25 protein-coding genes are annotated in these 26,758 nt (G+C 71.1%); 13 read left to right on the forward strand and 12 right to left on the reverse strand.

What is annotated here, in order from left to right; translation table 11 throughout:
* Window positions 1–14 precede the first annotated feature (14 nt).
* Genes dxr through ispG form a run of 3 tightly spaced genes read left to right on the forward strand, consistent with a single transcriptional unit; the run spans window position 15 to window position 3,668 of the window.
* Window positions 15–1,223: a 1-deoxy-D-xylulose-5-phosphate reductoisomerase gene (gene dxr, locus KXC43_RS25210; protein ID WP_221378621.1), complete on the forward strand. Its 1,209-nt coding sequence runs from the start codon at window positions 15–17 to the stop codon at window positions 1,221–1,223.
* On the forward strand, window positions 1,223–2,488 hold the full coding sequence (locus KXC43_RS25215) for a M50 family metallopeptidase (protein ID WP_221378622.1): 1,266 nt from the start codon (window positions 1,223–1,225) through the stop codon (window positions 2,486–2,488). Before dxr ends, KXC43_RS25215 begins: the two co-directional genes overlap by 1 nt.
* A 7-nt stretch (window positions 2,489–2,495) precedes the next feature.
* The gene (gene ispG / locus KXC43_RS25220; RefSeq protein ID WP_221378623.1) at window positions 2,496–3,668 is read left to right on the forward strand and encodes a flavodoxin-dependent (E)-4-hydroxy-3-methylbut-2-enyl-diphosphate synthase; all 1,173 of its coding nucleotides are present in this window, start codon (window positions 2,496–2,498) and stop codon (window positions 3,666–3,668) included.
* A gap of 124 nt (window positions 3,669–3,792) precedes the next feature.
* On the opposite strand, the gene KXC43_RS25225 is transcribed toward ispG, so the two are convergent.
* Window positions 3,793–4,632 (reverse strand): GNAT family N-acetyltransferase, encoded by an 840-nt coding sequence (locus KXC43_RS25225; protein WP_221378624.1) that lies wholly within the window; start codon window positions 4,630–4,632, stop codon window positions 3,793–3,795.
* 125 nt (window positions 4,633–4,757) lie between these two features.
* Here KXC43_RS25225 and KXC43_RS25230 point away from each other — a divergent pair, with 125 nt between their 5' ends.
* Window positions 4,758–5,354 carry a PadR family transcriptional regulator gene (locus KXC43_RS25230; RefSeq protein WP_221378625.1) on the forward strand — a complete coding sequence of 199 codons (597 nt, stop codon included), beginning with the start codon at window positions 4,758–4,760 and terminating at the stop codon, window positions 5,352–5,354.
* 364 nt (window positions 5,355–5,718) lie between these two features.
* Here KXC43_RS25230 and KXC43_RS25235 read toward each other — a convergent pair whose 3' ends face one another.
* The 7 genes from KXC43_RS25235 to KXC43_RS25265 form a co-directional block, all read right to left on the reverse strand.
* Window positions 5,719–6,357: a CG0192-related protein gene (locus tag KXC43_RS25235; protein ID WP_221378626.1), complete on the reverse strand. Its 639-nt coding sequence runs from the start codon at window positions 6,355–6,357 to the stop codon at window positions 5,719–5,721.
* A gap of 94 nt (window positions 6,358–6,451) precedes the next feature.
* The gene (locus KXC43_RS25240; protein WP_221378713.1) at window positions 6,452–7,414 is read right to left on the reverse strand and encodes an LLM class F420-dependent oxidoreductase; all 963 of its coding nucleotides are present in this window, start codon (window positions 7,412–7,414) and stop codon (window positions 6,452–6,454) included.
* Between the two features lie 144 nt (window positions 7,415–7,558).
* Window positions 7,559–8,626, reverse strand: coding sequence for an ABC transporter permease (locus tag KXC43_RS25245; RefSeq protein ID WP_221378627.1), 1,068 nt, complete (start codon window positions 8,624–8,626; stop codon window positions 7,559–7,561).
* On the reverse strand, window positions 8,623–9,507 hold the full coding sequence (locus tag KXC43_RS25250; RefSeq protein WP_221378628.1) for an ABC transporter ATP-binding protein: 885 nt from the start codon (window positions 9,505–9,507) through the stop codon (window positions 8,623–8,625). Before KXC43_RS25250 ends, KXC43_RS25245 begins: the two co-directional genes overlap by 4 nt.
* A gap of 76 nt (window positions 9,508–9,583) precedes the next feature.
* Complete coding sequence (locus tag KXC43_RS25255; RefSeq protein ID WP_221378714.1) at window positions 9,584–10,246, reverse strand: response regulator; 663 nt, start codon at window positions 10,244–10,246, stop codon at window positions 9,584–9,586.
* Window positions 10,237–11,511, reverse strand: coding sequence for a sensor histidine kinase (locus KXC43_RS25260; RefSeq protein ID WP_221378629.1), 1,275 nt, complete (start codon window positions 11,509–11,511; stop codon window positions 10,237–10,239). The genes KXC43_RS25255 and KXC43_RS25260 overlap by 10 nt, the downstream gene beginning before the upstream one ends.
* A gap of 33 nt (window positions 11,512–11,544) precedes the next feature.
* Complete coding sequence (locus KXC43_RS25265; protein WP_221378630.1) at window positions 11,545–11,916, reverse strand: MerR family transcriptional regulator; 372 nt, start codon at window positions 11,914–11,916, stop codon at window positions 11,545–11,547.
* A 652-nt stretch (window positions 11,917–12,568) separates the two neighbouring features.
* Here KXC43_RS25265 and KXC43_RS25270 point away from each other — a divergent pair.
* The 7 genes from KXC43_RS25270 (at window position 12,569) to KXC43_RS25300 (ending at window position 22,965) form a co-directional block, all read left to right on the forward strand.
* The gene (locus KXC43_RS25270) at window positions 12,569–14,092 is read left to right on the forward strand and encodes an amino acid permease (protein WP_221378631.1); all 1,524 of its coding nucleotides are present in this window, start codon (window positions 12,569–12,571) and stop codon (window positions 14,090–14,092) included.
* A 58-nt stretch (window positions 14,093–14,150) separates the two neighbouring features.
* The gene (locus KXC43_RS25275) at window positions 14,151–15,497 is read left to right on the forward strand and encodes a glutamine synthetase family protein (protein ID WP_221378632.1); all 1,347 of its coding nucleotides are present in this window, start codon (window positions 14,151–14,153) and stop codon (window positions 15,495–15,497) included.
* A 2-nt stretch (window positions 15,498–15,499) separates the two neighbouring features.
* A complete protein-coding gene (locus KXC43_RS25280) occupies window positions 15,500–16,870 on the forward strand; it encodes an aldehyde dehydrogenase family protein (RefSeq protein ID WP_221378633.1) in 1,371 nt (456 codons plus the stop codon).
* A complete protein-coding gene (locus KXC43_RS25285) occupies window positions 16,871–17,635 on the forward strand; it encodes a 3-oxoacyl-ACP reductase (RefSeq protein WP_221378634.1) in 765 nt (254 codons plus the stop codon). It abuts the gene before it with no gap.
* Between the two features lie 213 nt (window positions 17,636–17,848).
* Window positions 17,849–18,541: a gamma-glutamyl-gamma-aminobutyrate hydrolase family protein gene (locus KXC43_RS25290; protein WP_221378635.1), complete on the forward strand. Its 693-nt coding sequence runs from the start codon at window positions 17,849–17,851 to the stop codon at window positions 18,539–18,541.
* A gap of 15 nt (window positions 18,542–18,556) precedes the next feature.
* Window positions 18,557–19,306 (forward strand): gamma-glutamyl-gamma-aminobutyrate hydrolase family protein, encoded by a 750-nt coding sequence (locus tag KXC43_RS25295; RefSeq protein WP_221378636.1) that lies wholly within the window; start codon window positions 18,557–18,559, stop codon window positions 19,304–19,306.
* A 140-nt stretch (window positions 19,307–19,446) separates the two neighbouring features.
* Window positions 19,447–22,965 (forward strand): SpoIIE family protein phosphatase, encoded by a 3,519-nt coding sequence (locus KXC43_RS25300; RefSeq protein ID WP_221378715.1) that lies wholly within the window; start codon window positions 19,447–19,449, stop codon window positions 22,963–22,965.
* Here KXC43_RS25300 and KXC43_RS25305 read toward each other — a convergent pair.
* Window positions 22,955–23,266 carry an STAS domain-containing protein gene (locus KXC43_RS25305; RefSeq protein ID WP_221378637.1) on the reverse strand — a complete coding sequence of 104 codons (312 nt, stop codon included), beginning with the start codon at window positions 23,264–23,266 and terminating at the stop codon, window positions 22,955–22,957. The genes KXC43_RS25300 and KXC43_RS25305 overlap by 11 nt on opposite strands.
* Before the next feature lie 132 nt (window positions 23,267–23,398).
* Between KXC43_RS25305 and map the strand changes: the two genes are divergently transcribed.
* Complete coding sequence (gene map, locus KXC43_RS25310; RefSeq protein WP_221378638.1) at window positions 23,399–24,256, forward strand: type I methionyl aminopeptidase; 858 nt, start codon at window positions 23,399–23,401, stop codon at window positions 24,254–24,256.
* A complete protein-coding gene (locus KXC43_RS25315; RefSeq protein ID WP_221378639.1) occupies window positions 24,253–24,951 on the forward strand; it encodes a VIT1/CCC1 transporter family protein in 699 nt (232 codons plus the stop codon). The genes map and KXC43_RS25315 overlap by 4 nt, the downstream gene beginning before the upstream one ends.
* Before the next feature lie 41 nt (window positions 24,952–24,992).
* Here KXC43_RS25315 and KXC43_RS25320 read toward each other — a convergent pair whose 3' ends face one another.
* Genes KXC43_RS25320 through KXC43_RS25330 form a run of 3 tightly spaced genes read right to left on the reverse strand, consistent with a single transcriptional unit; the run spans window position 24,993 to window position 26,663 of the window.
* The gene (locus tag KXC43_RS25320) at window positions 24,993–25,718 is read right to left on the reverse strand and encodes a nucleotidyltransferase domain-containing protein (protein ID WP_221378640.1); all 726 of its coding nucleotides are present in this window, start codon (window positions 25,716–25,718) and stop codon (window positions 24,993–24,995) included.
* 52 nt (window positions 25,719–25,770) lie between these two features.
* Window positions 25,771–26,196, reverse strand: coding sequence for a ferritin-like domain-containing protein (locus tag KXC43_RS25325; RefSeq protein ID WP_221378641.1), 426 nt, complete (start codon window positions 26,194–26,196; stop codon window positions 25,771–25,773).
* Window positions 26,193–26,663, reverse strand: coding sequence for a hypothetical protein (locus KXC43_RS25330; protein ID WP_255644803.1), 471 nt, complete (start codon window positions 26,661–26,663; stop codon window positions 26,193–26,195). Before KXC43_RS25330 ends, KXC43_RS25325 begins: the two co-directional genes overlap by 4 nt.
* Window positions 26,664–26,758: the final 95 nt, after the last annotated feature.

The raw sequence follows: 26,758 nt of genomic DNA on the forward strand, positions 1-26,758 counted from the left end.
GACGATCCGGGAAGATGGGCGGCATGCGCGACCTCGTACTGCTCGGCTCGACCGGGTCCATCGGCACCCAGGCCATCGACATCGTGCGCCGCAACCCCGATCAGTTCCGGGTTGTCGCGCTGGGCGCGGGCGGGGGCAACGTCGAGCTGCTCGCTGCCCAGGCGCTCGAGCTCGCGGTCGACGTGGTCGGCGTGGCCCGCTCCACCGTCGTCCAGGATCTGCAGCTCGCCTTCTACGCCGAGGCGCAGCGCCGCGGCTGGGCGACCGGCGATTTCAAGCTGCCCCGGATCGTGGCCGGGCCCGACGCGATGACCGAGCTCGCCCGGCAGCCCTGTGACGTCGTGCTCAACGGCGTGGTCGGCAGCCTCGGGCTCGCGCCCACGCTGGCCGCGCTCGAAGAGGGCCGCGTCCTCGCCCTGGCCAACAAGGAATCCCTGGTCGCCGGGGGCCCGCTTGTGCGCCGCCTCGCCAAGCAGGGGCAGATCGTCCCGGTCGACTCCGAGCACTCGGCGCTGGCCCAGTGCCTGCGCGGCGGCTCCGCGGGCGAGGTGCGCCGGCTCGTGCTGACCGCCAGCGGGGGAGCGTTCCGCGGCCGCCGGCGCTCCGAGCTGACGAACGTCACACCGGACGACGCGCTCAAGCACCCCACGTGGGACATGGGGCCGGTCGTCACGATCAACACGGCCACGATGGTGAACAAGGGGCTCGAGGTGATCGAGGCGCACGAATTGTTCGGCGTCTCCTACGACGACATCGAGGTGATGGTGCACCCGCAGTCGGTGCTGCACTCGATGGTCGAGTTCACCGACGGCTCCACGCTCGCCCAGGCCAGTCCGCCCGACATGCGCCTGCCGATCGCGCTCGCGCTGGCCTGGCCCGAGCGGGTGCCGGGGGCCGCCGCCGGTGTCGACTGGCGTGAGGCCCACAACTGGGAACTCCGGCCCCTCGACGACGAGGCTTTCCCGGCCGTACGCCTGGCCAAGCAGGCCGGCCGGGCGGGACACTGCCTGCCCGCCGTCTACAACGCCGCCAACGAGGAGTGTGTGGCCGCTTTCGTCGCCGGTCGGCTACCTTTTCTGGGCATCGTCGACACGTTGGAACGGGTCCTCGAGGCGGCTCCCGGATTTGCCGAGCCGAGTACCGTCGAAGAGGTGCTCGCCGCCGAATCGTGGGCGCGTGCCCAGGCGCAGCAGATGATCGCTACGGCGGCAGAGGGAGCTTGATGTACTACTGGCTGGGATTCGCCGCGTTCGCGCTGGCCATCCTGATCTCGGTGAGTCTGCATGAGCTGGGTCACATGATCACGGCCAAGCGCTTCGGCATGAAGGTCACCAAGTACTTCGTCGGTTTCGGCCCGACGATCTTCTCGTTCCACCGGGGCGAGACCGAGTACGGCCTCAAGCTGATCCCGCTCGGCGGCTTCTGCAAGATCGTCGGCATGACGCCGCAGGACGACGACGTCGCCCCGGAGGACCAGCCCCGCGCGATGTGGCGGTTCCCGGTGTGGAAGCGGACGGTCGTCATGTCGGCCGGCTCGATCACGCACTTCCTGCTGGCCGCCGTGGCCGCCTGGTTCGTGGCCATCTCGATCGGCCTGCCCAACACGGCCTACCCGCAGACGAACGCCGACCAGGCCAAGGAAAAGCCGGTCATCACGATCAGCGAGTGCACCTGGATCGAGATCCCGACCACCCAGCAGGATTGCGTGCCCGGCCAGAACGGCGGGGTCGCCGGCCCGGCGTACGCGGCCGGCCTGCGCGACGGCGACCTGATCACCCAGGTCGGCGACCGCCGGATCACCACGTACGGCGACCTCACCGAGGCCGTCCGCACCCTGCCCGCGGGCAAGGTCCCCTTCCAGTACGAGCGGAACGGCACCCCCGCCACGGCCGAGGTCGACCTGATCGCGGCCCAGCGCAAGCCGATCACCGACGACGACGGCCCGACGAGCACGGTCTCGGTGGCCGGCATCGGCTGGGACTACAAGAGCCTGCCGACCCAGATCAAGTACAACGCGGCCGAGGCGTTCCCCGCGACCGCCGACTACGGCTGGTTCCTGTTCAAGAACACGTTCGAGGCCATGAAGCGGATCCCTGACAAGATCCCCGCGCTGTGGCACTCGATCACCGGCAGCGAGCGCGACCCCGAGACCCCGATCAGCGTGATCGGCGCCAGCCGGCTCGGCGGCGAGGCCTTCGAGCACGGCGTGCCCGAGCTGTTCCTCAACGTCTTCATCTCGTTGAACGTCTTCATCGGCATCTTCAACCTGCTGCCGTTGCTGCCGCTCGACGGCGGTCACATCGCGATCGCCTGGTACGAACGGGTGCGCTCGTGGCTCTACTCCCGGATGCGTAAACCCGACCCGGGCCGCGTCGACTACTACAAGCTGATGCCTGTCACCTACGCAGTCATCCTCATTGGCGGTGTGTTCACCCTGCTGACCGCCACCGCTGACATCATCAACCCGATCACGATCTTCAACAGGTGATGCGAAAGTGACCGCTGTCAGTCTCGGAATGCCGGCCGTGCCCCCGCCGCCGCTGGCCCCACGTCGGCACAGCCGGCAGATCATGGTGGGCAACGTGCCGGTCGGTGGCGGCGCGCCGGTCAGCGTGCAGTCGATGACGACCACGCTTACCGCCGACGTCAACAAGACGCTCCAGCAGATCGCCGAGCTCACCGCGTCCGGCTGTCAGATCGTCCGGGTCGCGGTGCCCTCGCAGGACGACGTCGAGGCGCTGCCCGCGATCGCCAAGAAGTCGCAGATCCCGGTGATCGCCGACATCCACTTCCAGCCGAAGTACGTGTTCGCGGCGATCGACGCCGGCTGCGCGGCGGTCCGGGTCAACCCGGGCAACATCCGCCAGTTCGACGACAAGGTCAAGGAGATCGCGAAGGCGGCCGGCGACGCGGGCATCCCGATCCGCATCGGCGTCAACGCCGGTTCGCTCGACAAGCGCCTGCTGCAGAAGCACGGCAAGGCCACCGCCGAGGCGCTGGTCGAGTCGGCGCTGTGGGAATGCTCCCTGTTCGAGGAGCACGGCTTCCGCGACATCAAGATCTCGGTCAAGCACAACGACCCGGTCGTGATGATCCGGGCCTACCGGCAGCTCGCCGAGCAGTGCGACTACCCGCTGCACCTCGGCGTGACCGAGGCCGGCCCGGCGTTCCAGGGCACGATCAAGAGCTCGGTGGCGTTCGGCGCGCTGCTCGCCGAGGGCATCGGCGACACGATCCGGGTGTCGCTGTCGGCCCCGCCGGTCGAAGAGATCAAGGTCGGCAACCAGATCCTCGAGTCGCTGGGCCTGCGCGAGCGTGGCCTCGAGATCGTCAGCTGCCCGTCCTGCGGCCGGGCCCAGGTCGACGTCTACACGCTCGCCGAGCAGGTCACGGCGGCGCTCGACGGCTTCCCGGTGCCGCTGCGCGTGGCCGTCATGGGTTGTGTCGTCAACGGTCCGGGCGAGGCGCGCGAGGCCGACCTGGGTGTCGCGTCCGGCAACGGCAAGGGTCAGATCTTCGTGAAGGGCCAGGTCATCAAGACCGTCCCCGAGTCGATCATCGTCGAGACCCTGGTCGAGGAGGCCCTGCGCCTGGCCGACGAGATGGGCGCCGAGCTCCCCGACGAGCTGCGCGACCTGCTCCCCGGCCCGACGGTCACGGTCCACTGACGCGTACGGCGTGATGAAGCCCCGCTTCGGCGGGGCTTCATGCTTTCCGGCCGCTGTGCGGCGTGGCGGGAGCGTTGATTGCTGGGCTGTCCGGTCGGACGGGTGCGGTCCACCCCGCGTACGTTCAAAAGAGGACCGTCGCAAACGAGCCGGCCGATACGAAGCCGCACTTGGCGTAGACACGCCGTGCTGCCGCGTTGTAGTCGTTCACATAGAGACTCACCGTGGGTGACACACGTCGCAGTGCGTCGCGCACCACGGCGGCCATCGCCGGCGCGGCCAGGCCCCGGCCGCGGAACTCCGGGTCGACCCACACGCCCTGCACCTGCGTCGTCCGGTTGGTGACGATCGCCAGCTCGGCCTTGAACACGACCCGGTCGCCGACGAAGCGCGCGTACGCCCGCTTGCCCTTGACCAGTTCGGCGATGCGCCGCCGGTAGCCGCGTCCGCCGTCGTCGAGCAGCGGCGAGACGCCGACCTCTTCGGTGTACATCGCCACGGCGGCCGGGAACAGGGCGTCGACCTCGCTGGGCCGCACCAGCCGCACCTCGGGGTCAGGCGCGATCGACGGGTCGCGGTCGGCGACCAGCAGCGGCTGGTGCGGGCGCACGTCGCGGGCCCGGCCCCACTGCCCGCCCAGCCTGTCCCACAGGTCGAGCACCGCGTCGGACCGCCCGATGATCGACGAGCAGATGCGCGGCTCGGACCCGAGCACCTCGGCGAAGGCGGCGGTGGCCGCCGGCGTCGAGCAGACCGGCACCAGATGGGCGCCCGACCAGATGATCGACTCGACGCGACGGCCCTGGCCGTAGCCGAAGATCCGTCCGTCGGAGCGCCACCAGCTGAGCCCGTGCGCCGCCACCCGCTCGGCGATCTGGGCGCCGGCGTAGGGATCACGGTCGAGGACTCTCTCGACCTGCGCGCGCTCGGACTCACCGAGCTGGCGAATCGGCACCGTCAGCACAGCTATCACATTGCCAGATCCGCGACCCTCCACACCCGTCGGCAACCTCTTCCCGCGAAGAAACCCTTGCCGCCGATCTGTTGCCGATATATCGTCTACGTATCGGCAACAGATCGGAGATAGTCATGAGGAACATCCACCACGGCCACCACGGCTTCCGCGCACGCGGCTTCACCTTCCCGCCCGGGTTCCCCTTCGGCGGCCCCGGCGACTTCGGCGGCGGTGGCTTCGGCCCCGGCGGCCCGTTCGGTCCCGGCGGTCGCGGCCCCCGGCGCGGCGGCCGCGGCTCACGCCCCAACGTCCGCACCGCCGTGCTGGCGCTGCTTCTCGAGCGCCCGATGCACGGCTACGAGATGATCCAGGAGCTCGACTCCCGCACGAACGGCATCTGGCGGCCCAGCCCCGGCTCGATCTACCCCACGCTGCAACTGCTCGAGGACGAGGGGCTCATCGAGGCCGAGGCAGCCGGCGGCCGCAAGAGCTACCACCTGACCGACGCCGGCCGCGCCGAGGCCGAGGCCGCCGGCGAGAACCCGCCGTGGGCCAGCATCGGCGACGACACGATGTCCCAGGTGCAGGACTTCCGCGACGCCGCGGTCGGCATCATGGGCGCGCTCAAGCAGGTCGGCTTCAACGGCACGCCCGAGCAGCGGCAGCGGGCCCTGGAAATCCTGAACGAAACGAAGCGCAAGCTGTACGCCATCCTCGCCGACAGCGAGTGAGGGCGGCCTGGCGTTCAGGCAGGCTCGACGAGAGGCGCACTCCACGGGGGTGCGCCTTTCCGCGTCTCGGCGCTCCGCCCCAGGTGCAGGACGAGCTGAATCCGGAAGACCGGGCGGTGGTTCCGTTCCGGAGCGCCTGTCACGCCTTCTCAGAGATACGCGGCGTGGGCCGCACCCACCCGCAACGCGCTGGAACCCGCCGTTGCGGACGGCCTGACTGCAACGCACGGCCGTACCCGAGTTCCGGCCCAGCGGCGAGGACGCCACGCGTCGTCATCCCGGGCGTGGCGGCGTGGTGGGGATGAAGTTGGTCCCGCCACTCGGGGGGCCTTGTGGCGGGAGGCTCGGGGGACGGGGGTGGTCGTCAGCGGGGGTTGGCGAAGGCCAGGGCGATGGAAGCCGGCTGTCCGGGCCACGTTCCGAACAGGACGGCGCCGGGTGGGGAGACGGCGTGGTTGAGCAGGCGGGGAACCGTCAGGGTGAGCTTGTCGGTCTCGATGACCGTGGGGTCGGAGGAGTCGGTGCTGAGGATCGCGGTCACGGCGCGCGCCTCGGCGATGTCGGTGGAGATGTTGCTGGTCGTGATGCTCATGCTGGGCTGGCGGGGCTCGAGGTGGCCGTCGACCTCCATGAATTCCTGGGCCTGGCCGCTGCCGGTGAGCAGGGCCTGCGCCAGCGCCTCGGCGTAGACGGGGTCGCCGGTGGCGTCGTACACCCAGCGCATGCCCAGCGTCGAGTGCTCCGTCGTGCCGACCAGCCACTGCTCGGCGCCCTCGACCGGGGCGCCGTGATAGGTCAGCGGCACCTGGTAGGTCAGGCCGCTACCGGCCGTGACCAGCAGTGTTTCGATGCCGACCTCACCCTCGGGGTCGTCGAAGCGGTAGGACGCCACCCGCTCGACCGGGGCGCCGGCCTCGCCCGCGAACCACGAGCGGCCCGGGAGCCACGCCGCCAGCAGTTCAACCTTGGTGGGACTCAGAGTCGCCTTGTGGATCAATGCCATGAGCGGCATCGTAGTTTCCCCGCGCCCGCCTCGGGCAGTCGCTTTCCGGGCAAAGCTGGTAGCGCTCCCATACTGCTCGGACAAATCGGTCGGGTCAGCGTCCCAGGGCGGTGAGCAGGCCGAGGATGGCCGACGTGTCGCCCGAGTCCAATGTGGGGGTCGGCAGCAGGGCCATGGCCGGCACCGTGATGCCGGCCCGGACGTACGCCTCGACCTTGGCCCGGCACTCCTCGGGCGAGCCGTGCACGATCAGGTCGTCGACCACTTCGTCGGGGATCGCGGCCAGGGCGCCCTTGCGGTCGCCCGACGACCACGCCTGCCACATCGGGGTCAGCACCTCTTCGCGGCCCAGCCAGCGGTGGAAGGCGGCGTAGGCCGGCACCGTGAGGTACGCGGCGATCATGCGGCGGCCCAGGCGGCGCGCGTGGCCGGCGTCGTCGGTGGGGCAGACGAAGATGCGGGCGGCGACGTCGAAGTCGGGCTTGTCGGTTTTGACCTCGGCCAGCGCGGTGTGGACGTCCCGCGCGGAGAGCCAGTTCAGGATCACGCCGTCGGCTTCGGCCGCGGCCAGCCGGAGCATGCCGGGACGCAGCGCGGCCAGCATGATCTGCGGGGGCGCGGCCGGTGGGCGTTCGAGGCGGAACCGGCGTACGAAGAAGGTCTCGAACTGGCCGTCGACGAGCTCGCCCGCGAGCGCCGGCCGCAGGAAGCGGAGTATGTCGCGACAGCGTTGGAAGGGTTCGGTGAACTCGGCGGCGTTCCAGTCGCCGACCACCACGGGCGACGAGGCGCCGATGCCGAGCTGGAACCGGCCGGGCGCGGTCTCGGCCAGGGCGGCCGCGGTCATCGCCAGCAGGCCGGGACCCCGGGTGAAGACGGGCGCGACCGCCGTTCCGAGTCGCAGGCCGGGCGCCCACGCGGCGGCCAGGGTGAGCGGGGTGAAGGCGTCCGAGCCGGCCACCTCCGAGGTCCAGAGGTCGGTGAAGCCGGCGTCGGCCAGCGTCCGGTAGACCGTGGCGTGCTCGGACAGCGGGATCCCGCTCAACGGAACGGTCATGCCCCATCGCATCGACATGCCGATGATCCTGCCTGGCCCGGGCAGTGAGGTCCACCACCAAGGTGCGGCCGATCGGTGGCCGTCGACTGGCCCGTGCGCCGGGTCGGCGGCACCGCCGCTCAACGCGGCGGTGCCGCCGAGGCGTCAGCCTGTGGTGCGCGAGCGCCAGGCGGTCGCCCAGGAGGTCTTGCCGTTGGTGCGCAGCAGCGACCCCTCGTAGACACGGGCGCCCGCCGCGAGCAGGCCGGCTCCGGTGACGGCCATGATGACCAGGGTGAGGAACGGCTCCCAGCCCGCGGTGTCGCCGTTGAAGATGCGGGTCGGCATCGCGATCGGCGCCGAGAACGGGATGTACGAGAGGATCCGCATCGCCGACTCGTTCTCGCCCAGGAAGATGACCGCGAAGAACGGCAGCATGACCGCCATCTGCACCGGTTGCGAGACGCCGTTGAGGTCCTCGGGGCGCGACGCCAGCGCGCCCACCCCGGCCCACAGGGCCGCCAGCATCACGAAGCCGACCAGGAAGAACGCGACGAACCAGCCGATCGTCGGCTGCAGCAGGGTCAGCACCCCGCTGTCGAGCCCGGCCAGCCGGGCGCCGATCAGCGTCACGATAGCTATCAGCGCCACCTGCGCGAACGCCAGCAGGGTGAGCGCCGCGACCTTGCCCGCGAGCAGGGCCCGGGTCGGCACGCTGGCCACCAGGATCTCGACGATGCGGGTCTGCTTCTCCTCGGTCACGCTCTGCGCGATCTGCAGGCCGAACAGGAACGACGTGAAGAAGAAGACGAACGCGAGGGCGAACGGCACGATGTAGGCCAGGAACGGGTCGACAGCGTCCGGGTCGAGCAGCCGCACCGGCGGCTGTGTGCTGAGCGCGTTCACCACCTCGCCCGGCCTGTCCTGCAGGGCGATGACCTCGGGGCCGGCCACCACGGCCGCTTCGACCTCGCCGTCGCGGACGAGTTGCTCGGCGGCCGCGTCGTCGGCGACCACCCGCACCTCGAGGTCCGGCTGCTGCTGCAGGCGGGCGGCGATGGCCTGGTCGGCGACCGCGACCTTGTCGGAGCTGTCGCCGAACACGACCGGAAGCACCGTGACGGCGATCGCGAACAGCAGGAAGAACACCGTGCTGAAGATGAACGTCTTGTCGCGCAGCCGCACCCGGATCTCGCGGGCGGCGACGACCTTGGCGGCGTCGTAGGTGGTCATCGGACGACCTCTCGGAAGATCTCGGTCAGGGACGGGACGACCGGGCCGAACGACCGCACCGGGCCCCGCTCGAGCGCGGCGTGCAGCACCTTCTGGTCGTCGAAGCCGGGGTCGAGGTCGAAGACCGCCCGCGGGCCCTCGAGGTCGAGCAGCGTGACTCCGGGCTGGTCCCGCAGCCAGCCGGCGTCGGTGTCGACCACGAGCTGGTAGCGCGGCAGGGCGTGCTGGGCGCGCAGCGCGCCCCGGTCGCCGGCGGCCCCGATCTCGCCGTCCGCGATGATCACGAGGTCGTCGCACAGGCGCTCGACCAGTTCCAGCTGGTGGCTCGAGAAGAGCACCGGCACGCCTGCGGAGGCCCGGTCGCGCAGCACGTCGACCATCGTCTCGACGGCGATCGGGTCGAGGCCGGAGAACGGCTCGTCGAGCACCAGCACCTCGGGCTCGTGGACCAGGGCGGCCGCCACCTGTGCCCGCTGCTGGTTGCCGAGCGACAGCTTCTCCAGCTTCTCGCCGGCCCGCTCGCCCAGCCCCAGCCGCTCGAGCAGTTTTGCCGTACGTTCCTCGGCCGCCGCACTGCTCAGGCCGTGCAGCCGCCCGAGATAGACGACCTGGTCCTGCACGGTCATCTTCGGGTACAGCCCGCGTTCCTCGGGCATGTAGCCGAACCGCTGGCGGATCTCGCGGGTCAGCGGCTTGCCGTCCAGCGTCACCTCGCCGCTGTCCGCGGCCAGCACGCCGAGGATGATCCGCATGGTGGTGGTCTTCCCGGCGCCGTTCGCGCCGACGAAGCCGGTCAGTTTGCCGCTCCCGACGGGGAACGAGACGTCTCTCAGGACCGTCCGGTCACCGAAGCTGCGGCTGACGGAATCGACGTTCAGCATGCCTTCGACGCTAGGCAATACGGTCGGCCGACGCGTCCGGCTCGAGCATGATCCAGGGGGTCCTTCGCAGGGAGGACTACCCGCCGGGGCGGACGACCCCCAACTCGTACGCCAACACCACCGCTTGCGTGCGGTCGCGGGCCCCGAGCTTGGTCAGCACGCGGCTCACATGGGTCTTGACGGTGGTCTCGCCGAGGTGCAGGGCGGCGGCGATCTCGGCGTTGGTGGCGCCCCCGGCCAGCTCGACCAGCACCTCGTGCTCGCGCGGAGTCAGCTCGCCGAGGCGGGCGGCCGGCTCGGCCCGCGGCGCTCCGGGCCGGGCGAAGGCCGAGATCACCCGGCGCGTGATCTCGGGTGCCAGCAGAGCGTCCCCGCGGGCCACGACTCGGACCGCCTCGACCAGCGATTCCGGCGAGCTGTTCTTGAGCAGGAAGCCGCTCGCGCCCGCTTCGAGCGCCGCGAACAGGTAGTCGTCGCGGTCGAAGGTGGTGAGGATCAGCACGGACGGGCCACCGCCGGCGGCGACGATCCGGCGGGTTGCCTCCAGGCCGTCAATGCCGGGCATCTCGACGTCCATGAGCACGACGTCGGGGGAGTGCCGGGCGGTCGCCTCGACAGCCTGGGCGCCGTTCTCGGCCTCGCCGATGACCTCGATGTCGTCCTCGAGCCCGAGGATCACCCGGAAGCCGGTGCGGACCAGCCGGTGGTCGTCCGCGAGGAGGACCCGGATCACGACGATGCCCCGACGCGTTGCGCGGGGCTGAGCGGCAACCGGGCGCGCACGCGGTAGCCGCCGGCTGTCCGGTTGCCGGTCTCGACCGCGCCGCCCAGCAGGGCCACACGTTCCCGCATGCCGACCAGCCCCATCCCGCCGTCCCCGGCCGCCGTCGCCGCGCCCCGCCCGTCATCGGCCACGTCGACCTCCAGCTCGCGGGCCAGATAGCGCAGCCGGACGTCGATCGTGGACGCTCCCGCGTGCTTGAGGGCGTTCGTCACAGCCTCCTGCACGATCCGGTAGGCGGCCTGCGAGGTCGAGTCGGGCAGCGGCACCGGATCACCGTAGACCGCGAACTCGGCCGTGAGCCCGGCCTCGCGCACCCGGTCGAGCAGCTCCGCCACCCGGTCGACGCCGGCGTTGGGCGCGGACACCGGCTCGTCGGCCGTGCGCAGGGCGCCCAGCATCCGGTGGAGCTCGTCGACCGCCGTCCGCGCACCCTCCTCGACCGAGGTGAGCGCGTCGCGGGCCGTGTCGGCGTTGCGGTCCATGGCCCGGCGCGCCGCTGCGGCCTGGATGCCCATGACCGACACGTGGTGCGCGACGACGTCGTGCAGCTCGCGGGCGATCCGCATGCGCTCGGTGACGACCGCGCGCTCCTCGGCCGCCGCCCGGGCCTCGCGCAGTTGCTCGGCCTGCTCGACCAGCGCGGCCTCGCGGCGGGCGGACAGCCAGGCGGTCTCGCCGAAGAAGTAGGAGAAGCCGAAGACCACCAGATTCAGCAGCACCTGGGCGACGAGCGCGGACAGCAGCGGGGGCAACTCGCCGGTGCCGTCTTCGAAGTCGCCGGCCTCGATCGACTCGGCCGCCATGAGCCAGGCGATCGCGAGCCAGCCGAACATCACGGCGATGACCGTGATCCGCAGCCAGCGCGAACGACCCCGGTCGCGGCCCCAGGCGCCGGCGGCGTAGATCGCCGCGAAGATCGCACCCGAGGCGAACTGGATCTCCTGCGCCTCGCGGACCTGGCCCGCGACGAACACCACGGCGATGACCACGAGGACGATCTCGGGGTGGCTGCGGCGCCAGATCAGCGGGACGGTGACGGCGAACGCGAACGCGAGGTGCTCGGCCGCGCTGCGCTCGACGCCCCACACGAACAGCCCGACGCTGCGGCTGAGCATGACGTACAACAGCGCCGCGGCCACCACCACGAGGCCGATGACCAGGTCGATGCGGCGCTGGCGCGGGGTCGGCCCGGGGCGTTGCCAGTCGTCGAGGCTGCGCATGCCCACAGGCTCCCACACGCCCCGGGCGCGAGCTCAGGTCGCGCGGAAGTAGCGGGGCTTCGCGATGTCCGGGTGGGTCTGGGTGGGGATGTCGGCGTCGTCCTCGGGCGTCAGGACACCGCCCAGCTCACTGATGCGGCGGTGGGCGGCGGCCAGCCTGTCCTCCAGGGTGACGATGCGGCAGGCGGCGCCGAGCTGGATGCCCTCGTCGAGCAGTTGGCGGGCGCGCAGGGCGAGCTGGAGCTGGTGACGGGAGTAGCGGCGGTGGCCGCCGAGGGAGCGCTCGGGCTCGATCAGGCCCGCGGCGCCCAGGCTGCGGAGGAAGGCCGGGGTAACGCCGATCATGTCGGCGGCGCGGCCCATCGTGTACGCCGGGAAGTCGGCGTCGTCGAAGGTCGTGCTCATCGTGCCCTTCCGGGGGGTGACCAGGGCGTGCACAATCCAAGGCCCCGGCGGGTAACCGGGGCCTTGGCTTTTCAATTCTGGTGCCGGCCGTCGCCGGCGCATGCGGTCGTCCGCCTGCGTGCCGCTAGCGGACCACCTGAGTGAAGGGCATCGGCTGCGATCACCTCTTGTCGGGTCGGGGACGTTGCGCTTGCGCGTTGCTGCGGTATCTCGTCCTCCTTAACCAACTCAGGGTCTGTGCCATGTGCTTGTCGGCTGTGCGTGGCCGACGACACAGACTCTATGCCGATCACGTCCGGATTTCTAGGGCCGACGCTGTAGATTTTTTGGACAAATCGCGGAAGTTATTCGTGTTGCCGCAGGTGGCGGTGGGGATGGGAGCGCGGCGGCGCGGGACGGGCGCAGGGCGCGGCGATGCCGCGTGAGAGAGAGGTGACCGCGCCCCGCGCCGCCGCGGGCCGGGGCGCCGATGGCTGCCCCGGGGAGCTCGCGGAGCCTGCCGAGGGCCCGCGTCTGGCTATGAGTGTGCGGCGGGCGGCCGTTCGCGGGCAACGCAATTAACGCTCCGCATTGACGTGCGTAACACAGCGGGGAGATCATCACGGCACGCCGTGGCCTCGGTCACAGCAACCCCTCGGTAAGGGAGCCGCACATGAGCGTCAACCCCGCACCCACCACCGACGAAGAACGCCTTGCCCAACTCGGCTATCAGCAGGAACTGCATCGCCGACTGTCCGGCTTCTCGAACTTCGCGGTCTCCTTCTCGATCATCTCCATTCTGGCCGGCGCCATCACCTCCTACGGCATCGCGATGACCGCGGGCGGCCCGATGGCCATCACCCTGGGCTGGCTGTTCGTCGGCGTCATGGTGACCTTCGTGGCCCTGGCCATGGCCGAGGTCTGCTCGGCCTATCCGACTGCCGGCGCGCTCTACTGGTGGGCGGCGGCACTGGCCAAACGCAACAAGCCCGCCTGGGCCTGGTTCATCGGCTGGTTCAACTTCCTCGGCGAGGTCGCCGTCACCGCCGCCATCGACTTCGGCGCGGCGATCACCACGTCGGCCTTCCTGAGCCTGACCTTCGACATGGAGGTCACCACCGGCCGCACGTTCCTGATCTTCCTGGTCATCATCATCGCGCACGGTCTGCTCAACACGTTCGGCGTCAACCTCGTGCGGGTCCTCTCGGACGTCAGCGCCTGGTGGCACCTGGTCGGCGTCGCGGTGATCGTGGGCGTCCTCGCGATCGTGCCGGACAACCACAAGCCGCTGTCCGAGGTCTTCACCGAGGTGCACAACGCCACCGGCTTCACCTTCGCCGGCGCCGGGGTCTACGCGGTGCTCATCGGTCTGCTGATGGCGCAGTACACCTACACCGGGTACGACGCGTCGGCGCACGTGGCCGAGGAGACCCACGACGCCGCCCGGGCCGCACCGCGCGGCATCGTGCTGTCCGTGGTGGTCTCGGTGATCGCCGGCTTCGTGCTGCTCACCGCGATCACCTGGTCGATCCAGGACTACGAGGCCGAGCGCACCACCGAGCTCGGACTTCCGCCGGCGCAGATCTTCATCGACGCCGCCGGGCAGAACACGGGCACCTTCCTGCTCTTCATCTGCATGGTCGCGCAGTGGTTCTGCGGCATGGCCTCGGTCACCGCGAACTCGCGGATGTCGTACGCCTTCGCCCGGGACGGCGCTCTGCCCGGCTCGCGGCTGTGGAAGAAGGTCAACCCGCGTACGGGAACGCCGACCAACTCCATCTGGCTGTGCGTCACGCTGTCGACCCTGCTGGTGCTGCCGTCGCTGTGGAACACGACGGCCTACCTGGCGGCGACGTCGATCGCCGTCATCGGGCTCTACATCGCGTACGTCGGACCGGTGTTCCTGCGCCGGATGAGCCCCGACTTCCAGCCCGGGCCGTGGAGCCTCGGCAGGTGGAGCGCGCCGATCGGGTGGATCGCGATCGTCTGGGTGGTCGTCATCTGTGTCCTGTTCGTGCTGCCGACGGCCGGCCCGATCACCGCGAGCAACTTCAACTACACGATCTTCGCGGTGCTGATCGTGATCGCCTTCGCCACGATCTGGTGGTTCGTGAGCGCCCGTAAGTGGTTCACCGGGCCGAAGCAGAATCTGATCGAGAAGGCCGCGCACGGCGAAACGACGATGCCGACCGAATGATCGCCCGGGGCCGGGCGGGATCACCCCGCCCGGCCTCCTCTCACAAGGGGACAACCTGATGAACCTCGAGGAACTGGACGTCTCCGTCGAGAACGGGAGCATCGACACGGTGCTGCTGGCGCTGACCGACATGCAGGGACGGCTGCAGGGCAAGCGGCTGCACGGCCGCTACTTCATGGACGAGGTGGTCAGCGGAGGTAGCGAGGGGTGCAACTACCTGCTCGCGGTGGACGTCGACATGAACACGGTGGACGGGTACGAGATGTCCTCGTGGGCCAGCGGCTACGGCGACTTCGTGATGAAGCCCGACTTCACGACCCTGCGCCGGGTGCCCTGGCAGGAGGGGACGGCGCTGGTGCTGGCCGACCTCGAGACGACCGGCGGCGAGCCCGTCTACGCCTCGCCCCGCCAGATCCTCCAGCGACAGCTCGACCGGCTCGCCGGGCACGGCCTCACCGCGTACGCGGGAACCGAACTTGAATTCGTTCTTTACAAGGACACGTACGAGCAGGCGTTCGACAAGGGCTACCGCGATCTGACCCCCGCCAACCAGTACAACGTGGACTACTCGATGCTCGGGACGGCCCGGGTCGAGCCGTTGCTGCGCCGCATCCGCAACGACATGTACGGCGCCGGACTGCTGCCCGAGAGCGCCAAGGGCGAGTGCAACCTGGGCCAGCACGAGATCGCCTTCCGCTACGCGGACGCGCTGACCTGTGCCGACAACCACGTGATCTACAAGAACGGGGCCAAGGAGATAGCCGCCCAGGAGGGCATGGCGCTGACCTTCATGGCCAAGCCCAACGCGCGCGAGGGCAACTCGTGCCACATCCACTTCTCGCTGCGTGGCGCCGACGGCAAGTCGGCCATGCTCGGCGACGGGCCGGCGCACCTCAGCGTGACCGGGCAGCGGGTGCTGGCCGGGCTGCTGGCCACCATGCGCGAGTTCAGCCTGCTCTTCGCGCCCAACATCAACTCGTACAAGCGGTACCAGCCGGGGTCGTTCGCCCCGACCGCGCTGCGCTGGGGCGTCGACAACCGCACCTGCGCGCTCCGGATCGCCGGCCACGGGCAGGGCATGCGCGTCGAGAACCGGGTGCCGGGCGGGGACGTCAACCCCTACCTGGCCATCGCGGCGCTGGTCGCGGGGGCGCTGCACGGGCTGGAGAACGAGCTCGAGCTGGAGCCGGAGACGCCGGGCAACGCGTACGAGGACGCGACGGCCGACCGCGTGCCGACCACCCTGCGCGAGGCCCAGCAGTTGTGGCTGGGCAGCGAGGTGGCGCAATCGGCGTTCGGCCCCGACGTGGTCGGCCACTACGCGAACATGGCCCAGGTGGAGCTGGCCGACTTCGACCGCGCCGTCACCGACTGGGAGCTGCGCCGCGGCTTCGAACGCATGTGACCATGGGATCTGTGACGACTACTGACGTGATCAACCCGGCGACGGGTGCGGTGTTCACCACCGTTCCGTCGCTGGATCCGGCCGCGACCGACGCCGCGATCGAGCGGGCCCAGCGGGCGTTCCCGGCCTGGCGGGCCGTGGCGCCCGGCGACCGGGCCCGGCTGCTGCGCCGGTTCGCGGCCGTGGTCGACCAGCACCTCGAGGAGCTCGCCGAGCTCGAGGTGCGCAACGCCGGCCACACCATCGGCAACGCCCGCTGGGAGGCGGGCAACGTGCGCGACGTCCTCGACTACTACGCCGGAGCGCCCGAGCGGCTCAGCGGCCGCCAGATCCCGGTCGCCGGCGGTCTGGACGTGACGTTCCACGAGCCGCTCGGCGTGGTCGGCATCATCGTGCCCTGGAACTTCCCGATGCCGATCGCCGGCTGGGGGTTCGCCCCGGCGCTGGCGGCCGGCAACACGGTCGTGCTCAAGCCGGCCGAGCTCACCCCGCTGACGGCGATCCGGCTCGGCGAGCTGGCGCTCGAAGCCGGCCTGCCCGAGGACGTGTTCCAGATCGTCCCCGGAAAGGGCTCGGTCGTCGGACGGCGGTTCGTGACCCATCCGGCCGTACGCAAGATCTGTTTCACCGGCTCGACCGAGGTCGGCAAGGGCATCATGGCAGGCGCGGCCGACCAGGTGAAGCGGGTGACCCTGGAGCTGGGCGGCAAGAGCGCCAACATCGTCTTCGCCGACGCCGACCTCGAGAAGGCGGCCGCGAGCGCGCCGTCGTCCGTCTTCGACAACGCCGGGCAGGACTGCTGCGCCCGCTCGCGCCTGCTCGTGCAGGAGTCGGTGTACGACAAGTTCCTGTCGCTGCTCGAACCGGCGGTCAAGTCGTTCCGGGTCGAGGAACCGTCGAACGCCACCGCCGAGATGGGCCCGCTGATCTCGGCCGGTCACCGGGAGACCGTGGCGTCGTACGTCGAAGGGTCTGATCTTGCCTTTGCCGGTGCGGCGCCCCAGGGCGACGGCTGGTGGTTCCCGCCGACCGTGCTGCTCGCCCACTCCACCGCCGACCGGCACTGGCGCGAGGAGGTCTTCGGTCCGGTGCTCTCGGTGCTGCCGTTCAAGGACGAGGACGACGCCGTCCGGTTGGCCAACGACACCGAGTACGGGCTCTCGGGCTCGCTCTGGACCCGGGACCTCGGCCGGGCGCTCCGCGTCTCGCGGTCCGTCGAAACCGGAGCGCTCAGCGTCAACAGTCATTCCTCGGTGCGCTACTGGACCCCGTTCGGCGGCATGAAGCAGTCCGGACTGGGTCGTGAACTGGGCCCCGATGCCCTCTTGTCCTTCACCGACGTCAAGAACGTATTCCTGGCCATGGGAGATTAAGTGGAGCGTTTGCAGGATCGCGTCGCCGTCATCACCGGCGCCGGCAGCGGAATCGGTCTCGCCACCGCCCGGCGGTTCGCGGCCGAGGGGGCCAAGGTCGTCGCCGTCGACATCTCGGAGGAGGCCGGCCAGGCGATCGCCGCCGAGACCAAGGGCGAGTTCGTCGCCTGCGACGTGTCCGACGAGGAGCAGGTCAAGGCGCTCTTCGACGGCGTCGCCGAGCGCCACGGCCGGGTCGACATCGCGTTCAACAACGCCGGCATCTCGCCCCCCGACGACGACTCCATTCTGGTCACCGGCCTCGACGCCTGGGAGCGGGTGCTGAAGGTCAACACGACGTCGGTCTTCTTCTGCTGCAAGTACGCGATCCCGCACATGCAGCGGCAGGGCAAGGGCTCGATCATCAACACGGCGTCGTTCGTGGCCCTGCTCGGCGCCGCGACCTCGCAGATCGCCTACACCGCGAGCAAGGGCGGGGTACTGGCGATGACCCGGGAACTGGGCGTGCAGTTCGCCCGGGAGGGGATCCGCATCAACGCGTTGTGCCCGGGCCCGGTCGCCACCCCGCTGCTGATGGACCTGTTCGCCAAGGATCCCGAGCGGGCTGCCCGCCGCCTGGTCCACGTGCCGATGGGCCGGTTCGCCGAGCCCGACGAGATCGCCGCGGCGGTTGCGTTCCTGGCCAGCGACGACGCCTCCTTCATGACCGCGTCGCAGTTCGTGGTCGACGGCGGAATCACCGGCGCCTATGTAACCCCGCTGTGACTGTTTAAGACTCCGTTTACACGGGAACCGGTCCCTTACACCCGAATCGTCGGGTGCAGGGGTCGAATCCCTGCCCGCGCTGGTCGATCCCGGTGCGGGTGGGACAGAGGGACCCGGGCGCGGCGCCGCTCTCGCGAGAGGGCGACGCCGCGCGCCCCCTTTTCTCAGCCGTTCCGCGGTTGATCCGAAACTTGATCTGGTTACGGTGACGAGATGCGTCCGATCATCGGCATCACGACCTATGTGGAAACGGCCACCTGGGGCATTTGGCGTGATCTGCCCACCACGCTGATCCCGCACGACTATGTGGCCGCGGTCAGCCAGGCCGGCGGCCGTCCCGTGCTTCTGCCGGAGCACGAGGACACCGATGTGCTGGAGATGCTCGACGGTCTGGTGCTGGCCGGCGGCCCCGATCTGAGCCCCGAGTTCTACGGCGCCGAGCCCGGGCCGCGGACGGTCACGTCACCCGATCGGGACCGGGCGGAAATGCTCCTCGTCCGCCGGGCGTTGGACACGGAGGTACCCGTTCTCGGCATCTGCCGTGGCATGCAACTGCTCACGGTGGCCGCCGGTGGCACCCTGCACCAGCATCTGCCCGACGTCCTCGGTCATGAGAAGCACCGCCCGGCGCCCGGCGTCTACGGCGAGCACGACGCGTCGTTCGAGCCCGGCAGCCGCATCGCCGGCCTGATGGGTGACGACCTCGCCATTCGCTGCTTCCATCACCAGGGTGTGGCCGATGCCGGAAAGCTCACAGTCACCGGGCGCGCCGAGGACGGCCTCGCCGAAGCAGTCGAGGATCCGGACCGACGGTTTGTTCTGGGGGTGCAGTGGCACCCCGAGGTCGTTCGCGACGAACGGCTCTTCGGCGCGCTCGTCGCCGCGGCACGCCGGCACCGCAGCTAAGGAGGAAAGCACCACATGCGCAGGCCCCTCATCGGCATGACCGCGTACGCCCAGCAGGTCCAGTACGGCGGTAACGAAGTCATGGCAGGCATGCTGCCCATGACATATGTGCGAGCCGTGCACGCCGTAGGTGGCCGTGCGGTGCTGATCACCCCGGACGATCCCGGCGCGGACGTCCTCGACTCGCTCGACGGCATCGTCTTCAGCGGTGGCGGCGACATCGACCCGGCCTACTGGGGAGCCGAACGGCATCCGGCGACCGAGATCGACAAGGAGCGGGACGACGCCGAGATCCTGCTCATGCGGGCCGCGCTCGAGGCCGACCTGCCGCTGCTCGGCGTCTGCCGGGGCATGCAGGTGATGGCGGTGGTCGGCGGCGGCTCGCTGCACCAGCACCTGCCCGACGTGATCGGCCACGACCGGCACCGCGCCGCGTCGGGCACCGACCCGTTGGCCGCGGACGCCTCCGCCTACGGGCGGCACGATCTGATCACCGAGCCCGGCTCCGTCGTGCGCGGGCTGCTGGGCGGGCACACGATCGTCAACTCGTTCCACCACCAGGCTGTCGACGACCCGGGCTCGTTCACGCCGACGGGCTGGTGCCCCGACGACCGGGTCATCGAGGCCCTGGAAGATCCGAACTACGCGTACGCGGTGGGCGTGCAGTGGCACCCCGAGCGCACGAGCGACCTGCGGGTCTTCGCCGGTCTCGTGGAAGCGGCGGCCCGGCGTTCCGGACTGAAGCCCGAAGCCTTCGCCGCCTGACCGCCGGCGTGCCGGGTCGCGCCGCGATGTTACGGTGCTGAACCGAACCGATTGGTCCAACGAGCGGGAGGGTCAGGGGCGTGAGCTCGGACGACGTCCTTCCGGGCCGGCTCCGCGCGGCCTTCGAGCGGGGCGGCGAGATGGGCCGCCGCATGCTCGAGCTCGACTGGTCGGCCAGCCCGATCGGGCACCCCGCCGGCTGGCCTTCGGAGTTGCAGAGCGCGGTGGCCACGATGCTCGCCTCGCGGGCTCAGATCGTCATCTTCTGGGGCCCGGAGTACTGCGCCCTCTACAACGACGCCTACATCCCGGCGGTGGGCGACAAGCACCCCACTTTCCTGGGGCGCCCCGGCAGCGAGATGTGGGCCGAGGCGTGGTCGGTGCTCAAGCTCCTGTTCGACGGGGTCCGGGCCGACGGTGAGGCGTTCTGGGCGGCCGACTATCCGTTCATGCTCGATCGGCACGGCTTCCTCGAAGAGACGTACTTCGACATCTCGTACGATCCCATCCGCACCGGGGACGACCAGGTCGACGGCATCTTCTGCATCGTCTCCGACACCACCGGGCGGGTGCTCGGCGAGCGCCGGGTGCGCACGCTGAGCGCGCTCGGCTCGCGCCTGGCCGACTCGCCCGACCAGGCGGCCCTGGCGGCCGAGGTGTCAGCGGTGTTCGCCGAGAACGCGGCCGACGTCCCGTACGCCGAGCTCATCCTCTCCGACGACGGGAACGAGCCCGGGCCGCTGCATCCGATCGTGCGCCGGGTGGTCGAGACGGGAGAGCAGGCGACGGCGACCCTGCGCGAGATCGCCGACGCGCCGCCCTCGGCCGCTGACCGGGCGCTCGTGCTGCCGGTCAGCGTGGGCACGCAGCGGGCCGGCGCGCTGGTCGTCGGGGTCAGCCGCTATCTGGCGCTCAGCGGCGGCTACCGCGACTTCCTGGAGCTGGCGGCGGCGCAGATCTCGCGGGCCGTGGGCAACCTGCGGGCGTACGAGCAGGAAAGGGCCCGCGCCGTCGAGCTGGCCGCCCTGGACCGGGCGAAGACCAACTTCTTCTCGAACGTGAGCCACGAGTTCCGTACGCCGCTGACCCTGATTTTGGGCCCGCTGGAGGACCTGCTCGACGACCCCGAGCTGCCCGCCGAGCAGCGCGAACGGCTGCTGCCCATGCAGCGCAACGGATTGCGGCTGCTCAAGCTGGTCAACACCGTGCTCGACTTCTCCCGGCTCGAATCGGGCCGGCTGCGCGCCGCCTACCAGCCGACCGACCTCGCCGACTACACAGCCCGGCTGGCCAGCGCCTTCCGTTCGGCCGCGGAACGGGCCGGCCTGGTGCTCACGGTCGACGCGCCGCCGCTGCCGGCGCCGGTCCACGTCGACCGGGAGATGTGGGAGAAGATCGTCCTCAACCTGCTCTCCAACGCGGTGAAGTTCACCCGCCAGGGTCGCATCGAGGTCCGCGTCCGGGCCACCGACCGCGGGGCCGAGCTCAGCGTGCACGACACCGGCGTGGGCATCCCGGCTGACCAGCTGCCGCTGCTCTTCGACCGTTTCCACCGGGTCACCGGGGCCTGGTCGCGCAGCCACGAGGGCACCGGCATCGGCCTCGCCCTGGTGCGCGAGCTGGCCGAGCTGCACGGCGGCTCGGCCGGGGCCGAGAGCGAGCCCGGCGAGGGCAGCGTCTTCACGGTCACTGTCCCGTTCGGCACGGCCCATCTGCCGGCCGACCGCCTTTCCGGCGGCGGCGAGCGCGTGGTGGCCGAGTTCGACGGCCGCCCGTACGTCGAGGAGGCCGAGCACTGGTGGACCGGCGACGAGCCGGCGCCGTTGCCCGGCCCGCCGTCCGATGTGACCGGTCGCCGCCGCGGCCGCATCCTGCTGGTCGACGACAACGCCGACCTGCGCGACCACCTCGCCCGGCTGCTGTGCCCGTTGTGGGACGTCACCACCGCGGTGGACGGCCGGGCCGCCCTCGAACTGGCCGAGCGCAACGAGTACGACCTGGTGCTGACCGACGTCATGATGCCCCGCCTGGACGGCTTCGGCCTGATCGCCGCCCTGCGCGCCGATGAACGCACCCGGCAGATGCCCATCGTGGTGCTCTCGGCGCGGGCGGGCGAGGAGGCGTCCAGCGAGGGGCTCGCCGCCGGCGCCGACGACTACCTGGTCAAGCCGTTCTCGGCACGCGACCTGACCGCCCGGGTGCGGGCCAACCTCGACCTCGGCCAGGCCCGTCGCGAGATCATCAGCCGGCTGCGCGGGCTGGTCGACACGGCCGTCGCGGTGAGCACCGTGCGCACCACGGCCGAGGTGCTCGACATCGCCGCCCGGCACGTGCGCGACATGACCACGGCCGGCCGCGTGGTGGTCACCGTGCCCGGCGCCCGGGCTGAAGTGGACGCCGGCGCCGACCCTGCGACCCGGCCCGACGTCGTGCTGCCGCTGCCCGACACGTCCGGCGCGACCGTCGGCGAGCTGCGGGTGTGGGCCTCTCCGCAGGGCACCCCGGAGCCGGCGGTGCTCACCCAGCTGGCCCGCATCATCGGACTGCGGCTCGAGAACGCCCGGCTGTACGAGGCCGAGCACCGGATCGCCAGCACCCTGCAGCACAGCCTGTTGCCGCAGACCCTGCCCCGGGTGCCGGGCGCCGTCGTGGCCAGCCGCTACCTGCCGGGCAGCTCCGAGGCCGAGGTCGGCGGCGACTGGTACGACGTGATCGCCGCCCCCGGCGAGCAGGTGTTCCTGATCATCGGGGACGTGGTCGGCAAGGGCGTGCAGGCGGCGGCCGGCATGGGCCAGCTGCGCAACGCGCTCCGGGCCTACATCCTCGAGGGCTTCGACTGCGGCGAGGCCCTGACCAGGCTCAACCGGCTGGTCGACAACCTGGGCCGGCGGCAGTTCGCGACCGTGGTCTGCGTGCGCTTCGACCCGCGGCAGCGCCGGCTGCACTACTCGTCGGCCGGCCACCCGCCGCCGGTGCTGGTGCCGCCGGGCGAGGCCGGCTCGTTCCTCTACACCTCGGCCCTCGGGCCGCCGATCGGGGCGCTCACCGACGTGGAGTATCCGACGCTCATGGCCGACGTGCCCGGCAACTCCCGGCTGCTGCTCTACACCGACGGCCTGGTCGAGGACAGGCAGACCGGCATCGACGCCGGGCTGGCCGAACTGATCAGCGACGCCGCCAAGCCCGCCGAACACGTCGAGGACCTGCTGGACGCGCTGCTGGCCAAGGCGGCCCGGCGACCCCGGCGGGACGACATCGCGCTGCTCGCGCTCGAGGCGACCGAGCCTCGCGAGTTCGTGCTGCGGCTTCCGGCCGAGCCGACCCGGCTCAGCGTCCTGCGCCGCCGCCTCGACGACTTCCTGCTCGGCAACGACGTGCCCGAGGCGGATGTCTTCGACCTCACCGTGGCGGTGTCGGAGGCAGCGGCCAACGCGATCGAGCACCCGGTCGACCCGGCCGAGGCGAGCATCACGGTCGAGGCCGCGGTGACCGACGACTCGGTGGTCGTCACCGTGCGGGACACGGGCCGCTGGCGGCCCAGCACATCGGGCGGCTTCCGCGGCCGGGGACTGGCGCTGATCGGCGCGCTGACCGAACTGTCGGTGGTGCGGTCGGAAGCCGGCACCGCGGTGACGTTGCGGCGGCGGCTCAGTCGCTGAGCCAGGGCTGGGTCGACAGTCCGGAGATCTCGAGTACCCGGTGCACCTGCGGCGACGGGAGCACGGTCAGCCGGTCGCCGTAGTGCTCGGCCAGCCGGAGCAGCGCTTGGATCGCGGCCGAGTCGAAGAAGCTGACCGCCCGCAGGTCGATCGTCGCCGCGGGCCGGCCGTCCCGCGTGCCGGTCTCGAACATGGCGTCGGCCGTGGACATGTCCACCTCGCCGGTGACCGTCACGACGACCCGGTCGGCCTCCACTGCCGACGTGGCCGTGAAGTTCTGGTCCGCCCGTTCTTGATCCACGCTGACACGATTACACAGGGGCCGGGGAGCGGCAAGAACCGGTCGATCGGCCTCAACAGAGCCGTTATGGTGCGGCGGTCGCCACAACCGGCGTCGGCGGGCCGGCCGTGGCGCCCGCTATAGGCTGAGGGTATGACCGTTCGCGCCCCACTGGCGCCGGGACAGCAGTCGCCCTGGCGGGCGGTCCCGGCGCAGATCGTCCGCCCCGAGTACGTCGGCAAGAAGCGCCCTAAAGAGTGGCGCGGATCGCACGTGCAGACCCCCGAGACCATCGAGAAGATGCGGGTCGCGGGGCGGCTGGCGGCGCAGGCCACCCAGCTCGCCGGTGAGCACTGCAAGCCCGGTGTCACGACCGACGAGATCGACGCCGTGGTGCACGAGTTCCTGTGCGACCACGGGGCCTATCCGTCCACCCTGGGCTACAAGGGCTTCCCCAAGTCGTGCTGCACCTCGCTCAACGAGGTCATCTGCCACGGCATCCCCGACTCGACCGTGCTCGAGGACGGCGACATCATCAACGTCGACGTCACGGCCTACCTCGACGGGGTGCACGGCGACACCGACGCCACCTTCCTGGTCGGCGAGCCCGGTGAGGAGGCCCGGCTGCTGGTCGAGCGCACCCACGAGGCGATGATGCGCGGCATCAAGGCCGTCGCGCCGGGCCGCCCGATCAACGTCATCGGCCGGGTCATCGAGTCGTACGCCCGTCGCTTCGGCTACGGCGTGGTGCGCGACTTCACCGGCCACGGCATCGGCGAGACGTTCCACTCCGGGCTCTACATCCCGCACTACGACAACCCGCGTCTCGACACGGTGATGGAACCGGGCATGACCTTCACCATCGAGCCGATGATCACCCTCGGCACCTACGAGTACGACGTCTGGAAGGACGGCTGGACCGTGGTCACCAAGGACCGCCGGTGGACGGCGCAGTTCGAGCACACCCTGGTGGTCACCGACGACGGCGCCGAGATCCTGACCCTGCCGTGACCCCGGTGCGGGAGCACCACCACGCCGACGTCTCCGGCGGCTGGCTGCGCGCGGCGACCTTCGGCGCGATGGACGGCCTGGTGACGAACATCGCGCTGATCGCCGGTGTCGGCGGCGGGGGCGTCGACCGGCACACCCTGGTGCTCACCGGGGTGGCCGGCCTGGTGGCCGGGGCGATCTCGATGGGCATCGGCGAGTACACCAGCGTGCGCACCCAGAACGAGCAGGTCGCGGCCGAGCTCGCCAAGGAGCTGCGCGAGCTGACCCAGAATCCCGAGGGCGAGGCGGACGAGCAGGTCGGCCGGTGGGTCGCCCGGGGACTGCCCGAGTCGCTCGCCCGCCAGGTCGCCGACATCCTCAAGGAACACCCCGACCAGGCCCTGCGGGTGCACGCGCAGGAGGAACTGGGCGTCGTGCCCGACGAGCTGCCCAGCCCGTGGACGGCGGCCGGCTCGTCGTTCGTGTGCTTCGCCGTGGGCGCGCTCATCCCGCTGCTCACCTACCTGCTCGGGTTCGACAGCCTGGTGCTGGCGCTCTCGGTCGGCGGCGCCGGTCTCTTCGTGGCCGGGGCGCTGGTCGCGCGTTTCACGGCCCGGGGCTGGTGGCTGGGCGGCCTGCGCCAACTCGTCCTGGGCGCGCTGGCTGCCGCGGCTACCTACGGGGTCGGCGTGCTGATCGGCGTCGGCGCTTCCTGAGTTCTACCGACGAACAGGGCAAGGTGGAGAGGTTTCCAGGTTCATTCGAACAACAGGGCCAGGTTGCCGTCGACCGGCTTGCCCCGGGCGGTCAGCTCGCCGGCCTGTTCCTTGAGCACCCCGCCCAGCTCCTGCACATCGGCGCCGGCCAGGCCGGTGCGCCTGACCGCGTCGGCCGCGTTGCGGAAGTACGTGCGGGTGAGCAGGCCCGCGACCAGGGCGGCGTGCAGCCGGGATTCGGCGATCATCACGAGCGCGGTGTCGGTCTCGTACCACTCGGCCAGGCGTACGGCCCGGCTGTGCGCGGCTGAGGCGATCTGCCAGTCGTGCCGGGCCAGGCCGCTGAACTCGGGCGGACGGGTCTCGGCGAGCCGGCCCAGGTGGGCGTCGCGCTGGCGGGCGAACCAGCCGTCCGGGTCGAGCAGCGCGCGGGTGGTCACGAACCGCTCCGCCTCCAGCGGCCAGCGCGGGGTCAGCTGCCGGGCCTGGCGCAGACCCTCCTCACCGGTCACCACGCGCAGATCGACCAGGACGCCGTCCACCTTGCGCAGCACGGACCGGGGGCCGGCGCCCGCCCGGTAGGTGACGACGGTCAGGTTGACGTCGCTGCCGTCCCGGTCGTCGCCGTGGGCCAGCGAGCCGTGCACACCGATCGCCTGCACCTCGGCCCGCCAGCGGTGCTCGATCACGTCGCGCAGCCGGGTGGCCAGGCGGCCCCTCGGGGAGGTGAAGTCGATCTCGTCCTGCACCCCGTCATTCTCGGGCATCCATGCGTATCCGGTAGGTCCACGGCGCGTAGCTAGGAAAGGAACAAAGCCGTCATTCGGGGCGGCCGGGGAACGCCAGCGTCGCGGGAGCGACCTCGGCCAGGCGTCGCCAGCGGGTGGCTCGCACGGCGGCCTCGGTCATCGCCGCCAGGGCCGTGCCGCGGTCGTTGCCGGTGGTCACGGCCAGGACCGGCCGCCACGACTGGGTCACGCCGTCCTCGACCTGGATCGCCAGCTTGAGCGCGCTCGCCCGGTCGGTCACCGGGAACGGCAGCTCGTAGCCGGCCGGCGACGGGGCGGAACTGGCCTTGAGCTGCGACAGGCGGGCCACCAGGTAGTCGCGGCGGCCACGATGGGCCTGCTCGGCCGCGCGCGCCTCGGTCTCGTCGCCCCGGCTGTTCAGGCGGACGCCGATCACTCCGTACGCGTAGATCGCGGCCTCTTCGGCGGCGAGCGCGGCCCCCAGCTGCGGGTTCACCGCAGCGCCTCGGCGTGGGTGGCCCGGCACGCGGCGATCGACCCGACGAGCGCGGCCCGTTCGGGTGGGGCAGCCTTGCACGCGGCCGTCGCGGACTTCTGTCCCGCCTGCTCGGCCGCGCGCAGCGAGGCGATCGTGGCGGCAGCGGCGCCGGCCGGCCCGCTCGCGACCGCGCTCGTCCCGCTCGAGGGCAGCGTCCGGCCGATCAGGCGGGCCAGCTCGGCCGCGTGGGCCCGGTGGTCGTCGGCCAGGGGAGTGAGCCGAGAGGCCAGACCGGGCTGGCTCAGGATCGCCCGATCGTAGGACGCGGCGAGCGCCAGCGCCTCGTCGAGCAGGGGTTGCAGCGGGTCGGGCGCCTCGGGCGGCGCGGGGTCGTCGTCGAGGAGTCCGCAGCCGCTCAGACCGGCGGTGGCGAGGCCGGCCGCGGCGCCGAGCAGCCGTCGCCGGCTGTGTCGCGTCACACTCATCCGCACCGCGCCAGTCAACACCATGGGCCACGCGCCATGACCTGCGGATGGCGCGCAAACGGTGCGGCGCTGAACCGACGCGCAGCGCAGCGCGT

The organism is Paractinoplanes polyasparticus (assembly GCF_019710575.1).
GTDB lineage: Bacteria > Actinomycetota > Actinomycetes > Mycobacteriales > Micromonosporaceae > Actinoplanes > Actinoplanes polyasparticus.